The organism is Comamonas sp. (genome assembly GCF_036643215.1).
GTDB lineage: Bacteria > Pseudomonadota > Gammaproteobacteria > Burkholderiales > Burkholderiaceae_C > Comamonas.
This window is the reverse complement of record NZ_JAVXSJ010000008.1, coordinates 71,244-86,319: the sequence shown is the minus strand read 5'-3', so window position 1 is coordinate 86,319 and position 15,076 is coordinate 71,244. Positions and strand designations below refer to the sequence as shown.

Genomic DNA, 15,076 nt, shown 5'->3' with positions numbered 1-15,076 from the left:
ATGCGCGCACCGGACCCTTTTAAAAAAGCACATGACCGCGCCAACGCGGCGGTGCTGCGCCACTTGTCCAATGCCTCTGGGTGCTGGCAGGGTGGGGAGGTGTTCGGCGTGATCTGGGATACCGAAGAGGGTGATGGCTTCTCCGAAGCGGTCACCTCTGTTCGCCACACCGTTGCCATGCATGTTGCGGTTGCCGCAGGTATTTCAGAAGGTAGCACCGACCTGGCGGTCAACGGGAATCCGTGCCGGGTGACTGGCCCGGTGGTGCCCGATGCCAGTGGCTGGGCATCTTTCCCCATTGTGTTTACGGAGCCATTCCATGCTGGTCCTTGAGTCTTTGATCGCCTCACGCTTACGGGTTCTGTCGGCATTCGTGGGTTGGCAGGTTCGTGAGGGCTGTTGCGATGTCAACCGCATTTCGGTGCCTGCAGTGGATGTGCGCATGAGTGGGGCTTCGGTCGCGCAGGTGCGTAAGCCATCGGCGTCTGTGCAGCCAGAGTGGGTTGTCACGCTGGTAGTTCGCCGTGGCGACGTCGCTGCGAAGCAGCTGGATGCGGCCTTTGCTGCGGTCATTGGTGATCTGCACAACTGGCGTCCATCTGATCCCTCTGGGCGCGGATGGACCGAGTTGCAGCTTGCACGTGTGCAGCCAGCAGATTTTGCAGACGTGGCTCTGGTGGGCTACGAAATCACTTTCACCACGGTGGCCGTCTTCGACGGCCAGACCTGATCAACCCAATTACGGAGCATTGCAATGCCCATCGTCCACACCAAAAGTGATTACCTCATCCCGCGCGGTCGTGCGTACTTCGATCCCTACGATGCCAGCGAGCGTCTGACAGGTGAGATTGACCTGGGTAACTGCCCGGGCATCAGTCTGTCGATTGAGACAGAAAAGGCAGAGCACTTCAGCAGTCAGACTGGCCTCAAGGAAAAAGACGGCAGCTGGGTTGTGCAGGTGCAGCGCACCGGCAAGCTGCAGTGCGACAACTTCAGTCCCAGCAACGCTGCGCTGTGGTTGACAGGCTCGCATGAAGTCAAGGCCCAAGTGGCTGCAACCATCACGGATGAAGAGCGCACAGTGCTGCCGGGTCGCCAGTATCAGCTTGGGGCGACTGCTGCCAACCCCCTGGGTGTGCGCAATGTGTCTGACATCACCGTGTCCCCCAAGGGTGGTGGTGCTGCCTATGTCGCAGGCGAGGACTACAACGTCGATAACGAGACCGGCCGAGTGCAGATCCTGGGTAGTGGCGCGATCTCGCAAGCCACAGTAGTGCTGTTTGGCTACAAGACCGTGGCTGGCAAGTTTGACTCCATCAAGTCTGGCGCCAAGTCCGAGCTGACAGGCGCACTGCGCGTGGTATCCGACAACGCGACAGGCGGTAACCGCGACTGGTACTTGCCCAAGGTCACGCTGTCCGCAACGGGTGACCTCAGCCTCATCGCTGATGGCACCGATGTGTCGGCAATGGAGTTTGATCTCGAAGCGCTCAAGCCTGCCAACGCGCAAGCCATTTACTGCGATGGCCGTCCTGTAGCCGAGTAACCCTCTCCCTCGAATCGCAACCGCCCGGCCTTGTGTCGGTGCGGTTTGCACTGTGGCCTGCAAGGCTATAGCGCAAACCGTAGTACTTACTTACATGGCATTCAAACCCATCCAGATTGTTATCAACGCCAAGGACAATGCGTCTGCTGTTTTGGGCCGTCTGGAAAGCACAATCAAAGCAGTAGGAATTGCGGCGGCAGGTTACTTTGGCATCAACGCCTTTGTTGGCATGGTCAAGGGAGCCGCTGACTTTGAGCAGGGCATGAGTCGGGTTCAGGCGGCCACTGGAGCCAGCGCTGACGAAATGACCAAGTTGCGCGCCGCAGCTGAAGCTGCGGGCGCAGATACTAAATACACCAGCACAGAAGCTGCTGGTGCGCTTGAGAATTTGGCCAAGGCAGGCCTCAGTGCCAACGACGCTATTGCTGCTTTGCCTGCAGTGCTGCAGCTCGCGCAGGCTGGCGATATTGAGTTGGGCGCGGCGAGCGAAATCGTCACCAAAGCCGTGATGGGCATGGGCCTGGCATTTACCGACGCCGGGCGCGTTGCCGACGTATTGGCTCTGGGGGCGAACGCCACCAATACCAGTGTCACGGGATTGGCCCAGGCCCTTAGCTATGCCGCTCCCGTGGCTCAAAGCCTTGGCCTGAGTTTGGAAAGTACTGTAGCCATCATCGGCAAGTTTGCCGACGCTGGCATTGACGCCAGCCGCGCCGGTACAGCCCTCAACAGCATCCTCAGTCAGTTCGCCAACCCGGCCAGCAAATTCCGGGAAGAGCTGGCCACTGCAGGCATCACCACCAGAAACTTTGAAGAAGCCCTGCATCAGCTTGCCAAGGCAGGCCCCGCTGGCAGCAAAGCGATTAATGCCGTAGGGCAAGAGGCGGGGCCAGCTCTGCGTGCGTTGCTCAATCAAGGCATGACATCGCTGGATGATCTGACGGCCAAACTGAAGAATGCAGAGGGCAGTGCAGCCGCGACGGCCAAGGTGATGCAGGACAATCTGCATGGTTCTCTCAATGGCCTCAGCAGTGCCTGGGACACGCTCAAAAATGCACTGGCCACCCCGGTGCTGCCAGTGCTCAAAGACGGTGTTGACCAGCTGGCTGCATCCTTCAAATCCGCAGTAGCTGACGGCACCATTGGAAAATTTGGCGACTCCATTGCTGCCGCGTTTCAGGCGGGTATCAAGTGGGTCAAGGAATTTATCGGGCAAGTGGATTTCACCCAGGTAGTAGCAAAGCTAAGTGCCTTTGCAGACCGCTCGAATGAAACCTTCACCCAGATTGGCGAGTCTGCACGCAATGCCGGCAACATCGTTCAAACCACATGGGGGGTAATGACCGCTGGGGTCAACGGCTTGATGGCTGTGATCTACAAAGTGGGTGAGGCCTTTGCAGGGGTTGCGAGCAATATCCAGTCTGGTCTGGCAATGCTGTTGGAGGGGCTGAGTAAGATTACCTTTGGCGAGATGTCTCAGTCTTTTGCGCGGGCCGCAGAAGAGATGCGTTTATCTGCAGAGGCGACTTGGGCATCATCTGAAGCCTTGGCCGCCAAGGCCAGCGCCGCATTAGACGCAGCAGCTGATGGTGCGGCTCTCGCTCGTGAGGGCTTCGCGAGCTTGTCGGACAGCATGAGCGGTGCTAGTCAGGCTACATCTTCTTGGCAGAAAACAGTAGAGGCCGCTCGTGTCGAGCTGGACGCCAGTGCTAAGGCTGCAGTCAATGCGGCTGAGGCATTTCAAAAAAAGAAGGCTGCTGAAGAAGCCGGCGCAGCTGCATCTACAGCTCACCGCTTAGCAATAGAGCAGTTGCGTGGTGAATACCAAACCCTGATTGCATCCGGTCACCTTCAAGCTGCTGCTGAAAAGCTGGACGAAATCAATCGCAAGCTGCGCGAAACCCCCGCGGCCGCCAAAGATTCAGCCAAAGCCGTTGAGGATACTGCCAAAGCCGCAGAGGCTGCAGCCCTTAAGTTGCAGGCGGCCTTTACGGAGTTGGGCGTCACCAGTAGCGTAGAGGTTGCGCAGCAGGCAAAAAACCACAAGGACGCCTACGACACCATCAAGGCTGCCGCCAGCTCCACTACTGAAGACATCGCAGCATCCTTTAAAAAGGCCGCTGATGCTGCCATCGGAGCCAATAAAGGCATTGCGCCTAGCTGGGTCGCTGCAGAAGCGGCTATTCGCGGCTACACCATTGAGGTGGATGGCAGCGGTAAAAGCGTGCTCAAGCTGCGTGAAGAGCTCAACAAAACCGCAGACACCAGCGCCAAAACCAGTGGCGCAATGACCGGCCATTTTGGCGGCGTTACCAATTCCATCAACCAGTCCAGTGCTGCGCTCCTTGAGTACCAGCAGCGCATGAAAGAAACCTATGGGCGCCCAGGAGAGGGTGCGCCTAAAACCACCAGTACACGTGGCGAAAAATTAGGTGAGGGTGTTGAAGAAATCGGTTCTGGGGGCTACCAGTTCCGCAACCGAGATGGCTTCACTTCTGATGCCAAAGGCAACACCCAGCAGCAATGGGTCTGGACGCGGACAGCCATCATTGATTACCTGACCGAAGCGGGTCTAGACAAACTCTTCGCCGAAGACCTCTCCAAACAATTCCTAGACGCTGACGGCAAGGTTGGTTACCTCGCTGGCGATGCTCAAAAACGCTGGGGTGGACAGCATGGAACCTTGGCCGATGCCTTGGGAAACCTGACCGATTATTACCAATACGGCGATGGCAAACAGGAGGGGGCGCAGCGCACCGCGTGGCTCCAGGGTCGGCAGCCCGGTGCAAAACCACCAGCGCCTGCGCCAACACCAACGCCGGCCCCAGCGCCACCCAGCATGTTCGGCAGCCAGTCCGTCACGATCGATCTGCGGCTGGATGGTGCTAGCTACGGCGTCATAAAAACTGATAGCGCAGGCGCTAGCACATTGCAATCGCTACTCGCAGAACTTGAGCGAGCCAATCGCATCAGCAGCATGTAACCCGTATGTCCACTACTTCACACACTCTCGGCGCCATCGCTATTCCGAGCGGTCTTATTTGGGTTGACGAATACAACTGGGTTGCCCCTGTGCGTGTGCATGAGTACAGCATCACCGGCGCACTTATTGAGGATATCGGCACCCGTCAAGCGGGCCGACCTATCACCTTGCAAGGCTCATCTGACCATGGCTGGGTGGAGCGCGATACCTTGGAAGAGCTGTGGCAACTTGTCAACGCCACCACAGGTACGCAAGAGCTCACTATGGCTGACGGAAGAGCCTTCGCGGTACGTTTTGCGCCCGACGATCCCGTCAGTGCTATCCCCATAGTCAGAGCCGAGCTTCCTGCTGGCAGCCTGCCATACATCGTCACCCTGCGGCTGGTGACGGCCTAGCAATTAGAAGGAAAGCGACTCCCATGCCTATCAAACAAGGCGACATCCAGCTGCTGGCCAGCCGAGTCATGGACGACGTACCCGAAGGCGGTGGTGGCCCATCTTCCATCGTGATCGAGTCTGGTCAAGAAAACGCCATCGTCCCCGATATCTCCGAGATGGACCGCGCCACGGGCCGCGCCAATATGCGTCAGCTGCATGTGACGGTGCGCACCGACGACCGCGACACCTATCAGGGCAGCAACGTCATCGTGGCCAAGCCGCCCGAGGACCCCAATGTGTCGATCACGCTGTTTTCGACAGGCGGGGTTTATGACACGCGCAGTTTGGCTCAGTCTCGGCTTGAGGCCTATTTGAACAAGGGGGCTGAATGGTCGGGCTATCTCTATGAGAACCACATCAAGGGGCAGCGTGTCATTCAGATTTTTCAGCGCCCTGGCACTGAGCTGGCAGCTGTGGGCAAGACGCTGGTGCTGGTCGGCAATGAAGGGCAGAGCAACGAGTACGAGCAATACGTGCGCGTCATTCGCGCCACCAGCATCGAGCGCACCTTCACCTATGACATCGACAAAGATTTCAGGGCCATGGTGGTGACTCTGGAGATATCGGATGCGCTGCGCTACGACTTTGCCGGGTCGTCGGCGGGTCGTGCGTTTACGCGTCTGGCCAATGCCGCCCGTATTCGCGACACCCTGGTGGCCGATGCGGGCAGCTATGTGGGCGTCAGCCCTCTGCAGAAAGCCGCTGCTCTGGGTGACTTCACCATCATCGCCAAGACGATCATGACCCAGATCGTGCCATCGGCGCAGAGCGAAACGCCTATCCCGGCTGCCATTCCCTATGCCGCTGCAGGCTTGCCAGTCTCTGCTGCCGAGGTCGTAACTTTCAATACCGATCAGGCCTGGAGCACTGCCACCAGTCTGGTGCTGCCCGGTGGCTGTCTGCCGGGCTCGCTCAAGATCGTGGTGGGTGGCATCACCTTCACCGACAAGGGCGGAATTTTGGTGTCGGGTACCCAGCAGATTGGCCTGGTGGACTATGCCAATGGCGTAGTGACCTCCAGTTCGGGCAGCTATGGCGGCACCAAGACCGTCACCTATCGACCTGCTGCGTATATGCAGCGCATGCCCCAGTCCAGCGAGATCCGTATCAGCCCGGAGACCCGCAGCCAGTCCTATGTCGGTTTCATCACGCCGCTGCCTTCCCGTGGCACGCTGAGCTTCAGCTACCGGGCGCAGGGCCGCTGGTATGTGCTCTCTGACGCGGGCGACGGCGCACTGCGTGGTACTGATTCCAGCTATGGCGCGGGCACTTTCAACGCCGACACCGGCGGCTATATCATCACCCTGGGCGCGTTGCCCGACGTGGGCAGTTCCATCGTCATTCAGTGGGGCGTGCCCACGCAGGAGACCGTGCATCCCGCTGTCGATCTGCAGATCAGTCAGACCATTGCACTGCCACTGCCTGCGGGTCAGGCTCTTTATCCTGGGGCTTTCGACATCAAGTGGATGGATGGTCAGGTCCAGCGCTCGGCGCAGGCTACTGCCGCCTGGACGCTGCAGGGCGACGCCACGGGCGAGGTGCGCGTGGGGCGTTCCGAAGTGCTGTTTTCCCCGAAGCTGCTGCCCGCTGTGGGTACGGTGCTCGATGTCACCGTGGACACGGCTCCTGCCGTCGAGGTTAGCCTGGCGCATCCATCCCGTAACGGTCAGGGCCGTCTGGAGGTCTCTGCTGGCCAGGGAGCATTGGTGCCCTATACGGTCGAAGTGGAGTGGAACACGCTCACCGACCTCACAGTGCTGGGTACCTACACCCGTGAGCAGATGCAATCCATGAACGTCAATCTGGTCGATCCCACACAGATCGCCCGCGACGATGGCCATGGCAAGCTCATGCTGAGTGGGACGCAGATTGGCACGGTCGACTATGCCTCTGGTGCGGTGGAACTCTTGCCCGACGTGACGATCAAGATCCCCAAGCCAAGCTATTCGCCAACATCTCCGATTAATTGGTCGTGGTGGGGGACCGGCACCCAATATCGTCTGAACTATGACGGCATCAGCTATGTGCCTGTTCCCAGCACCTACCCCAATGACGAAAGCGGCTATGTGAAGCTGCGTTTCAGGACCACCGGCAGCGCCACGCGTCGCACGCTGCAGGTGGTATTTGCGCCCGAGTTTGATCTGGTCACCGGCGTTCAGGCTCCTGTAGTACCTGGCTCGGTGATCCTGCTGCCCTCCAGTGACCAACCCTGGAGCGATGACGGCAGGGGCCAGCTGCGCGTGCTGACGGCTGGCGGCTTTGTCAATCTCGGCACCCTGAACTACGCTACAGGCCGCGTTGCGCTCACGTCCTGGACGGCGGCAAGCACCAACAGTCTGCGCCGCGCCGGTTGCGTCACGACTCTGGGTGAGGCCATCAGCAGCGCCTATGTGTTTCGCACGGCAGCGGCACCTCTGCGCCCAGGCTCCCTCACGGTGCAGGTGCCGCGCGCATCAGGCGGCACCCAGAACGTGACCGCTGGCATTGATGGAGTGATCACAGCTCCCGGTGTCACGGGGACGGTCGACTTTGAGACTGGCTTGGTGCGCCTGGGCTTCGGTACTTTGGTCGTGGCCGTAGGCAATGAGTCCGAGCCCTGGTTTGATGAGGAGAAGGTCCAGCCGGACGGCAAGATCTTTAAACCGGCGCCCGTGGTATCCAGTGCCATGCGCTACAGCGCGGTGGCTTATACCTATCTGCCCATGAATGCCGACATCATCGGCATCGACCCGGTGCGCCTGCCCAGCGACGGCAAGGTGCCCATTTTCCGGCCTGGCTCGCTGTGTGTGGTGGGGCACACCAAGACCACGGCCCAGCTCAACGTCAGCAACGGCCAGACCATCAACCTGGCACGGACCCGTCTGTCCCGCGTGACGGTGCGGGATGCGGCAAGTAAAAACCACCTGACGGGCTACACCCCGAACCTGGAAGCAGGCACGGTCAAGTTCACCGATGTGGCGGCCATGACCATGCCCATCGTGATCGAGGACCGCATCGAAGACATGGCTGTTGCCACGGATGTGCAGATCTCCGGCGAGATCACGTTCAACCGGGCTTTGACCCACGACTACCCCAAGGACGGCACCTATGTGTCCAGCGCCTTGCAGGCCAGCGACCGTTTCGCACGGGTGAGCCTAGCGTTTGCGCAGCAGACCTGGATCGATAACGTCTGGGCCGATGCACCTGCTGGGCCGGGGATTGCCGCCAAGTACGACCAGGGTGTTTCGCCCATAGCGATCACCAATGCCGGTGGCAGCACCGAGCGCTGGGTACTTCAGTTCACCAGCACCACGCAGTTCCGGGTGATTGGCGAGCATGTGGGCGTGATTGCCACGGGTGACATCAACACCGTCTGCGCACCGCTGAACCCGGCCACGGGCAAACCTTATTTCACGATCGATCCTCTGGGCTGGGGCAGTGGCTGGGCGATTGGAAACATTCTGCGCATCAACACCGTGGGCGCTCTGTACCCGTTCTGGGTGGTGCGCACCATCCAGCCGGGGCCGGAGACCGGCATCGAGCACCACTTTTCCATCCTGGCGCGTGGCGATGTGAACCGCCCGCAGACCGCCTGATACCTGATTCGGAGAGATAAAGATGGCATCCATCGTAGACACCAGCGTCAAGCACGCTTACAGCTCCATGGCCGGAGCGCCCGCTATCAATGGCACGGCGGGTTCGCTGATTGCAGCTCTGGACGCATTCCTGGTCACAGGCTGGGGCAGCAAGGCCGTGGACTCTGCAAGCATCAGCAACGGCGTTTGCCGCCTGAACTTTGCCAGCGGCAAGAGCGCTGCGGAGATACATGCCGTGATCTCGGTCACGGGGGCTTCGCCCTCTGCCTTGAATGGCGAGCAGCGTGTCGCGGCCGTAGCCAATGGCTGGGTGGAGTTCAAGACGGCTCTGCCCGATGGTGCTGTCTCTGGCTCCATCAGTTTCAAGATGGCTCCGGCTGGCTGGGTCAAGCCCTTTGCAGGGACCAAACTCGCCGTTTACCAGAGCCAAGATCCGCAAAGCACCAAGATGTTTTTGCGTGTGGATGACACCGGTTCGGTGAGTGCGCGCGTTGTCGGCTTTGAGAGCATGACCGATGTCAGCTCTGGTGCCGGAGCGTTTCCCTCGCTTTTACAAATGCCAGGTGGCGGCTACTGGGCAAAAAGTGCGCAGGCCACAGCTGCCCCTGTCAACTGGGTGTTGTTCGCCGATTCACGCAAATTCATTCTGCACATCGCGCCCAATACCTCGGTCAGTGCGAACTACTCCGGCGGCGTCACCCGCGGTTTTGGCGATGACATCCACTTTCGACCAAGTGGGGATGCGTACGCCTGTTCGCTGAGCTTTGCGAATACTTCGGCGCTGGGTAATCAGGGTGCCGGCGGTCTTGATGGCTCTGCAGTGGCTTTGCAGGCCATGCCCCGAAACTACACCGGCTTAGGGTCTTCGGTGTTGCATGTGACGGCGCCATTTTCTGGCAACAGCAACACAGTCTCGGGAATGGACAGCGCTTTCGGCGCTTTCCCCAGTCCTGTGGATGGCTCGCTGCGGTTGACTAAAAAGTACCTGGCTGAATCCGTGCAAGCGGCACCGCGCTGTGAATTGCCCGGGTTATTCCATGTATCGCAGACCTCTGTATTCAGCACTTTCAAGACGGGCGACATTATTCCCGGCACCGGCACGTTGGCGGGGCGCAGGCTTATGGCGTTGACACCTTCTTTGGCGTATCCCGATGCTCCGACGGCAGGGAGTGCCGGGGTCAGCTTCGTTGATGTTACCGGCCCCTGGAGATAAGCATGGCCGCCCACCGATTTTGGCGCGCTACAAGCCTGCAGGCGTATGGCGCTGGCGACCTGGAGCTGACGGCTTTCTATCTGTTCGCTCAAGGAGTACGCGTGGATGCCGAGGCTATTTTGGACGCCAATCGTGCCCCGGATCTGGGCGGGACGCTGCTGTCGCTGCAAGACGCGGACCTGGCAACCTCGGCCAAGTGGTCGGCGCAGGCGGTCAAGGATCTTGCGTTGCGTTGGGACTTTGGCGCTACGCTGCCAGAAGTTTCAGGGATGCGCCTGGCTGGGACTTGCGAATCCCTCTTTCTGTTGACTGCAAAACTCCAGTGGTCGGATGACGGCCAAGCGTGGGTAGACCATGTCTCGGCTTCGGGGATTCGCTGGCCAGGGGCGTATCAGTCAGGGGATGTGTCGGCGGTTCTAGATCCACTAGAGGGCAATGTCACCAGCCGGATGGCCTTTGAAGGCAACACCCTGGACGCAACGGGGCGGGTATGGAACGGCCCGGCGGGAGACTATGTCGCTGGCGTTTCCGGCATGGCTCGACAGTTCGGGAATTATTCGCTGTCTTTGTCCTCGCCCCGGATTGCGTTCGGTGCGCAGGATTTCACGATAGAGATGCGCGTCATGCTGCCCGCCGTGACCGGTCGAGGAGAGTACAGCTGGATGCTGACCCAAGACGCGGTAGGCGCTCCCGGAACGCGGGGGTTTCAGTTCCTCTACGGGACTTTGGAAAATGCGTTTGTGGCAGGCTTTGTGGGCGGAAATGGGGTGTCCTATCGAAGCGGAAAGGTGGACATCGCAGCGGCTGGGCGGTTTCTGTTTGTCGTGTTCCAGCGCAGAGCCGACGTCATGACGGTGGCGGTCGAGGGTGTTGCCGCGCACTCAAATTTGCCCGCAGGCTATGTCGTGCCGGACCCAGGTGATGCGCCGTTGACATTGGGGCCGTTCAAGGAAGGGTCTATATTTGCGCACCCTTTTGCTCTTGATGGATTGCGCATAACGCAAGGGGTGGCGCGGTACGTCACGGACTTTGCCTATCGCCCTGGTGTTTTTGGAGACATTACGGGCCTCAATACCGTGCGGGGCAGGGCAGCTCCGCTTGACACCATGGCGCTAGGAGGCGGGCAAGTCATCACCTTCGGCCGCACGGAATGTAAGCCACCTCATCACCTGGGTGTTGAGACTGGGGCGGTGCGGGACTACGTCACCGGGGTTTTGGGTGCCGGAGTGGGTCGTGTCTATGGATCAGTTCAGCGCAAGGACACACCGGCGAACACGCCCCTCAAGCGCCGCGTCCTCCTGGTGCGCGAGCGCGACGGCCTGGTGGTGCGTGAGGTCTGGAGCGATCCAGTCACCGGCGAATACGACTTCCGCTATATCGATGAGCTGCAGACCTGGACCGTAATCGCCTATGACCACGAACACAACTTTAGGGCTGTGGTGGCCGACAGCGTCACGCCGGAGCTGATTCCATGAGCGATCTGCCTGAATTCGAGATCTCCGCAGCCCACGCCCTGGCGCGCCTGCAGGCCACGCTGGCCTTTGCAGACTCTGGCCCCGCCGGATCCATCATCAAACTATATGACGCCGCCGAGCAACTGCTGGTCACCCTGACGCTCACCAAACCCTGCGGCCAGATCACCGAAGCGGGCTATCTGCTGCTGACCCAGGCCAGCGTCGGCGGCGACATGATCCTTGCCAGCGGCCAGGCGACTACCGGCGTCTGGAGCACCAGCGACGGCAAGCTCATTGGTCGTGGCCAGGTCACGGACGAGGCTGGCCAGGGTCACTTCAAGTTGCTGGGCAGCACGGGCACCCAGCTCTATGCGGGCGGCAAAGCCATCCTGGGCGTGACGCGGATTGACTGATGGCCAGCATCGACCTTGTCTTTAAAAAGCCATTCAAGACCGGCAACCCGGTTGAGCTGGTGTTTGGCGATGACGGCGGTGCGCCGTCCATCCCCGACGCGCAGATCACCCTGGCCGCGCGTATGCCGGGTCTACGTGTCCGGGCTGCCGTGCATGTGCGCAAAGACTTGGTCGCAGCTGGCCGTATGCCCGGTGTGCGCTGCCGTGCGGTGGTGCGCTACAACACCGACACGCCCCGGCCCGTGGTGGCCGAGGCGGTCTCAGTAGCGCAGCAGGCGCAGGCCATGGCGGCGGGGTGGACTTCTGGCTGGCAAGAAACAGATGCACTGCCTGCGGGCTGGACATCAGCAGCGCAGGAGGCCATGCCTTTGAGGGCTCAGTTTGGCATTGCCTGGCAGGACGGCCAGCGGCTTGGCGTTGCAGCGCTGGGGCGGTTTAAGCAAGCGCAGGCGCTGCCCGGTGCGGCAACGCTGGCGCGTTGGCAGGAGTCTCAGAGCGTGCGCTTGGGCTTGCAGGCCAAGGCAGAAGATGCCGCGCCCGTGCGTTCTGGTTGGCTGGTGCGGTTTGAGGAAAGCCTGCGCGATCGTCGCTTGCTACTGCAGACCTCTGCCCAGGATGCCGTGGGCTTGCAGCATCTTGTCACTGCAGGTGTAGGCCCGGCGGTGCCGCTGTACACGGGGTACTTGGCACGCTACCAGCAGGCCATAAAGCCGCCAGCGGGCAAGTCGGTGCCCAAGCCACCCGAGCCGGAAAAGACCGGCTGCTACGAGCAGCTGGTGGGCGGCCCCATCCAATTGCTGTTCTGCAGGCCGTGGGCCCCATCGACCGATCTGCTGTTCATGTGCTGCAAGCCCGTCGGGCCCGAGCCGCTGCCCCAGTTTGTCATCCCCCTGCTGCCCGTCTATATGCAAGTCCACCACCTCACGGCGCATCTGCTGCCAAGGCTTGAGCCCGTAGTGCTCACTGATGTCACTATTTCTGCAGACGATGACAGCTACTGCTGGAGCCTGTCCGCCAGCGGTCCCGAGCATCTGCTCGATCAGCTCGCGCCTGTGGGCGGACTGCCGCAGCGTCTGCAGGTTGGCATTGACGGCATGCAGTTTGTGTTTGCCGTGACCAGCACGGCGCGCAGCCGCTCGTTTGACCGGCGCCGCGTGGCGGTGCAGGGCATCAGCGTCACGGCCATGCTGGGTGCACCTTATCTTCCGCAGCAAAGCTGGCTTTCCACCTCGGTGGCAACGGCGCAGCAGCTGGTGGTGGCCGCGCTGGAGTTCAGTGGTGTGGATCTGGATTGGCAAATCCCTGACTGGCAGGTGCCCGCTGGCGCCTGGAGTTTTCAGGGCACGCCGCTGCAGGCCGTGCTGCGCATGGCTGAGTCGGTAAATGCCGTGGTGCGCAGCCACCGCACGGCAGTGCAGCTCATCGTTGCGCCGCGCTACCCGGTGCTGCCGTGGGAGTGGGGCGCTGCCGTGCCTGATGTGCAAATGCCTGCGGCCATCATCGTGACGGACGAACTGCGGCCAGATCCGCGTGCCGAATACAACGCCGTCTATGTCGCTGGCGGCAGCGTGGGCGGCGTGCTGGGCCATGTGGTGCGCAGCCTCAGCGCGCGCGACAAGCTGGCCCCGCAGATTCAGGACGACCTCATCACCCATGCCGATGCAGCCCGCATGCGCGGCAGCTGGGAGCTGGCGGCCAGCGGCAACAAGCTGCAGCACAGCATCAGCATGCCCGTGCTCACTGGCGGCAGTAATCCCGGCATCTTGAACCCCGGCCAGCTGCTGGAGGTGGCAGACACCGACGGCACCTGGCGCGGCCTGGTGCGCGGCGTCAGCGTCAGTGCCTCCATGCCCCGTGTGCGCCAGCAGGTCACCGTCGAAAGGGTTGCCGCATGAGCACCAACCTCTACAAGCGCCTCAAGGCCCTGCTGCCCGAAGACCCCGTCATGACCGGGCAGATCAGCGCCGTATTTGCCGACGGCACCGCGCTGGTCGCGCTTGAAGGTGCCGCCGGTCTGCTGCGCGTGCGCAACCCGCTGGGCACGGCCAATGGTGTGCGCGTCTATGTGCAAGGCGGCGCCATCACCGGCCCCGCGCCCGCAATGCCCTATGTGCTGATCGAAGTCTGAAAGAGCGAATTCTGGAAGGAGAGGGAATGGATGACTACGGCGACGAGCTGCCGGCGGTATCGCGCCAGCAGATCAATGAACGATTCGACAAAGGGAGTGAGCGCATGGCAGCCATTGAGCGCGATCTAAAGGCGGCGACGCAGGAGCTCTATGAGCTCAAGCAGCAACTGGCGGATCTGCTGGAATTTTTTACCGCCATGAAGGGAGCCTTCAAGGTTCTCAACTGGGTGGGCAAGGTGGCCAAGCCGCTGGCCGCCATCGTCATGCTGGGCGGCGCCTGCGTGGGTTTCTGGACAGCCATCAAAGGAGGTACAAGTCGATGAACTGGAAAGAAAAACTCATTGCGACCATTGGCGGCGCTGCCGTCGTCCTGGCCGTGCCCCTGGTGCAAAAGTACGAAGGCACCGTGCTGCGCAGCTACCGCGACCCGGTGGGCATCGTCACCGCCTGCACGGGCCACACCGGCCCCGAGCTCAAGATGGGCCAGACCTACACCCGCCAGCAGTGCGAGGAAATGCTCTACAAAGACCTGGCCCAGCATGCCGATGCCCTGAACTGCATTCGCCAGCCCTTGACCGATGGCCAGCGTGCCGCCTTTGTAAGCTTCGCCTTTAACGTGGGCAACAGCGCGTTTTGCGGCAGCACACTGGTGCGCAAGGCCAATGCCGGCGACATCGATGGCGCGTGCGCCGAGCTGAGCCGCTGGACCTACGCTGCCGGCAAGCAACTACCCGGCCTGGTCAAACGTCGCGCGGCAGAGCGCCAATTGTGTGAGGCGGGGCTGGCATGACAGGCGCATCCCGTCTCTGGCCATGGCTGGCCTTGGCCCTTGCGGGGCTGTTGGCTTTGCAGACCCAGCGGCTGGCCAAGGTTGAGATTTTTCAGTCAAAACAGGCTCAAGCCCAAGCACAACAAGCGCTAGCAGCTACAGAAAAGAAAGCGGTTGCAGTGCTCGTGCATGGCACTGCCCAACAGGACAACACCCATGAATACACGCAAACACTCGCAAAACTGGAGGCTGGCCGCACTGCTGATGCTGCCCGCATTGCAGGCCTGCAGCACGACATCCGCAGTGTCGCCACCCGCAACGCCCAGCTTGCCAGTGACGCCGCTGCCTGCCGAAGTCTCGCAGATCAACACCAGCGACTCGGAGCCCTGGCGTCAGAGGGCGCGGAGTTGGTTAGCGAAGCTGAAGGACTGGTCGATCGAAGGGATGCCCAAGTAAACGTGCTTAAAGGGCAGGTCGCGCTAGACAGGGCGCTGATTGATCAACTGAAATAGCCCATCAATAGAAAAGAGCCCCGACGCCAGATGGTGCCGGGGCTCT

14 protein-coding genes are annotated in these 15,076 nt (G+C 61.0%); all 14 read left to right on the top strand.

All coding sequences use genetic code 11. The annotated features are described in order from the left end of the window. The 14 genes from RSF91_RS07760 (at position 1) to RSF91_RS07695 (ending at position 15,030) form a co-directional block, all read left to right on the top strand. Positions 1-333 carry a hypothetical protein gene (locus RSF91_RS07760; protein ID WP_332567877.1) on the top strand — a complete coding sequence of 111 codons (333 nt, stop codon included), beginning with the start codon at positions 1-3 and terminating at the stop codon, positions 331-333. After that, complete coding sequence (locus RSF91_RS07755) at positions 320-730, top strand: hypothetical protein (RefSeq protein ID WP_332567876.1); 411 nt, start codon at positions 320-322, stop codon at positions 728-730. The genes RSF91_RS07760 and RSF91_RS07755 overlap by 14 nt, the downstream gene beginning before the upstream one ends. Before the next feature lie 24 nt (positions 731-754). Continuing rightward, positions 755-1,546, top strand: coding sequence for a hypothetical protein (locus RSF91_RS07750; protein ID WP_332567875.1), 792 nt, complete (start codon positions 755-757; stop codon positions 1,544-1,546). A 94-nt stretch (positions 1,547-1,640) separates the two neighbouring features. Continuing rightward, entirely contained in the window at positions 1,641-4,529 is a 2,889-nt protein-coding gene (locus RSF91_RS07745; protein ID WP_332567874.1) for a phage tail tape measure protein, read from the top strand. A 5-nt stretch (positions 4,530-4,534) separates the two neighbouring features. Then, complete coding sequence (locus RSF91_RS07740) at positions 4,535-4,924, top strand: hypothetical protein (protein ID WP_332567873.1); 390 nt, start codon at positions 4,535-4,537, stop codon at positions 4,922-4,924. A gap of 23 nt (positions 4,925-4,947) precedes the next feature. Beyond that, positions 4,948-8,541, top strand: a complete 3,594-nt coding sequence (locus RSF91_RS07735) for a hypothetical protein (protein ID WP_332567872.1) — start codon at positions 4,948-4,950, stop codon at positions 8,539-8,541. Positions 8,542-8,563: 22 nt separating this feature from the next. Then, on the top strand, positions 8,564-9,754 hold the full coding sequence (locus RSF91_RS07730; RefSeq protein WP_332567871.1) for a hypothetical protein: 1,191 nt from the start codon (positions 8,564-8,566) through the stop codon (positions 9,752-9,754). A 2-nt stretch (positions 9,755-9,756) separates the two neighbouring features. Next, complete coding sequence (locus RSF91_RS07725) at positions 9,757-11,229, top strand: hypothetical protein (protein ID WP_332567870.1); 1,473 nt, start codon at positions 9,757-9,759, stop codon at positions 11,227-11,229. Then, a complete protein-coding gene (locus tag RSF91_RS07720) occupies positions 11,226-11,621 on the top strand; it encodes a hypothetical protein (RefSeq protein WP_332567869.1) in 396 nt (131 codons plus the stop codon). Before RSF91_RS07725 ends, RSF91_RS07720 begins: the two co-directional genes overlap by 4 nt. Continuing rightward, positions 11,621-13,516, top strand: coding sequence for a hypothetical protein (locus RSF91_RS07715; RefSeq protein ID WP_332567868.1), 1,896 nt, complete (start codon positions 11,621-11,623; stop codon positions 13,514-13,516). The genes RSF91_RS07720 and RSF91_RS07715 overlap by 1 nt, the downstream gene beginning before the upstream one ends. After that, on the top strand, positions 13,513-13,749 hold the full coding sequence (locus RSF91_RS07710; RefSeq protein ID WP_332567867.1) for a hypothetical protein: 237 nt from the start codon (positions 13,513-13,515) through the stop codon (positions 13,747-13,749). Before RSF91_RS07715 ends, RSF91_RS07710 begins: the two co-directional genes overlap by 4 nt. A gap of 26 nt (positions 13,750-13,775) precedes the next feature. Next, positions 13,776-14,072, top strand: a complete 297-nt coding sequence (locus tag RSF91_RS07705) for a hypothetical protein (RefSeq protein ID WP_332567866.1) — start codon at positions 13,776-13,778, stop codon at positions 14,070-14,072. After that, positions 14,069-14,539 (top strand): lysozyme, encoded by a 471-nt coding sequence (locus tag RSF91_RS07700; RefSeq protein ID WP_332567865.1) that lies wholly within the window; start codon positions 14,069-14,071, stop codon positions 14,537-14,539. Before RSF91_RS07705 ends, RSF91_RS07700 begins: the two co-directional genes overlap by 4 nt. A 50-nt stretch (positions 14,540-14,589) precedes the next feature. Then, a complete protein-coding gene (locus RSF91_RS07695) occupies positions 14,590-15,030 on the top strand; it encodes a hypothetical protein (protein WP_332567864.1) in 441 nt (146 codons plus the stop codon). The last annotated feature ends 46 nt before the right edge of the window (positions 15,031-15,076 follow it).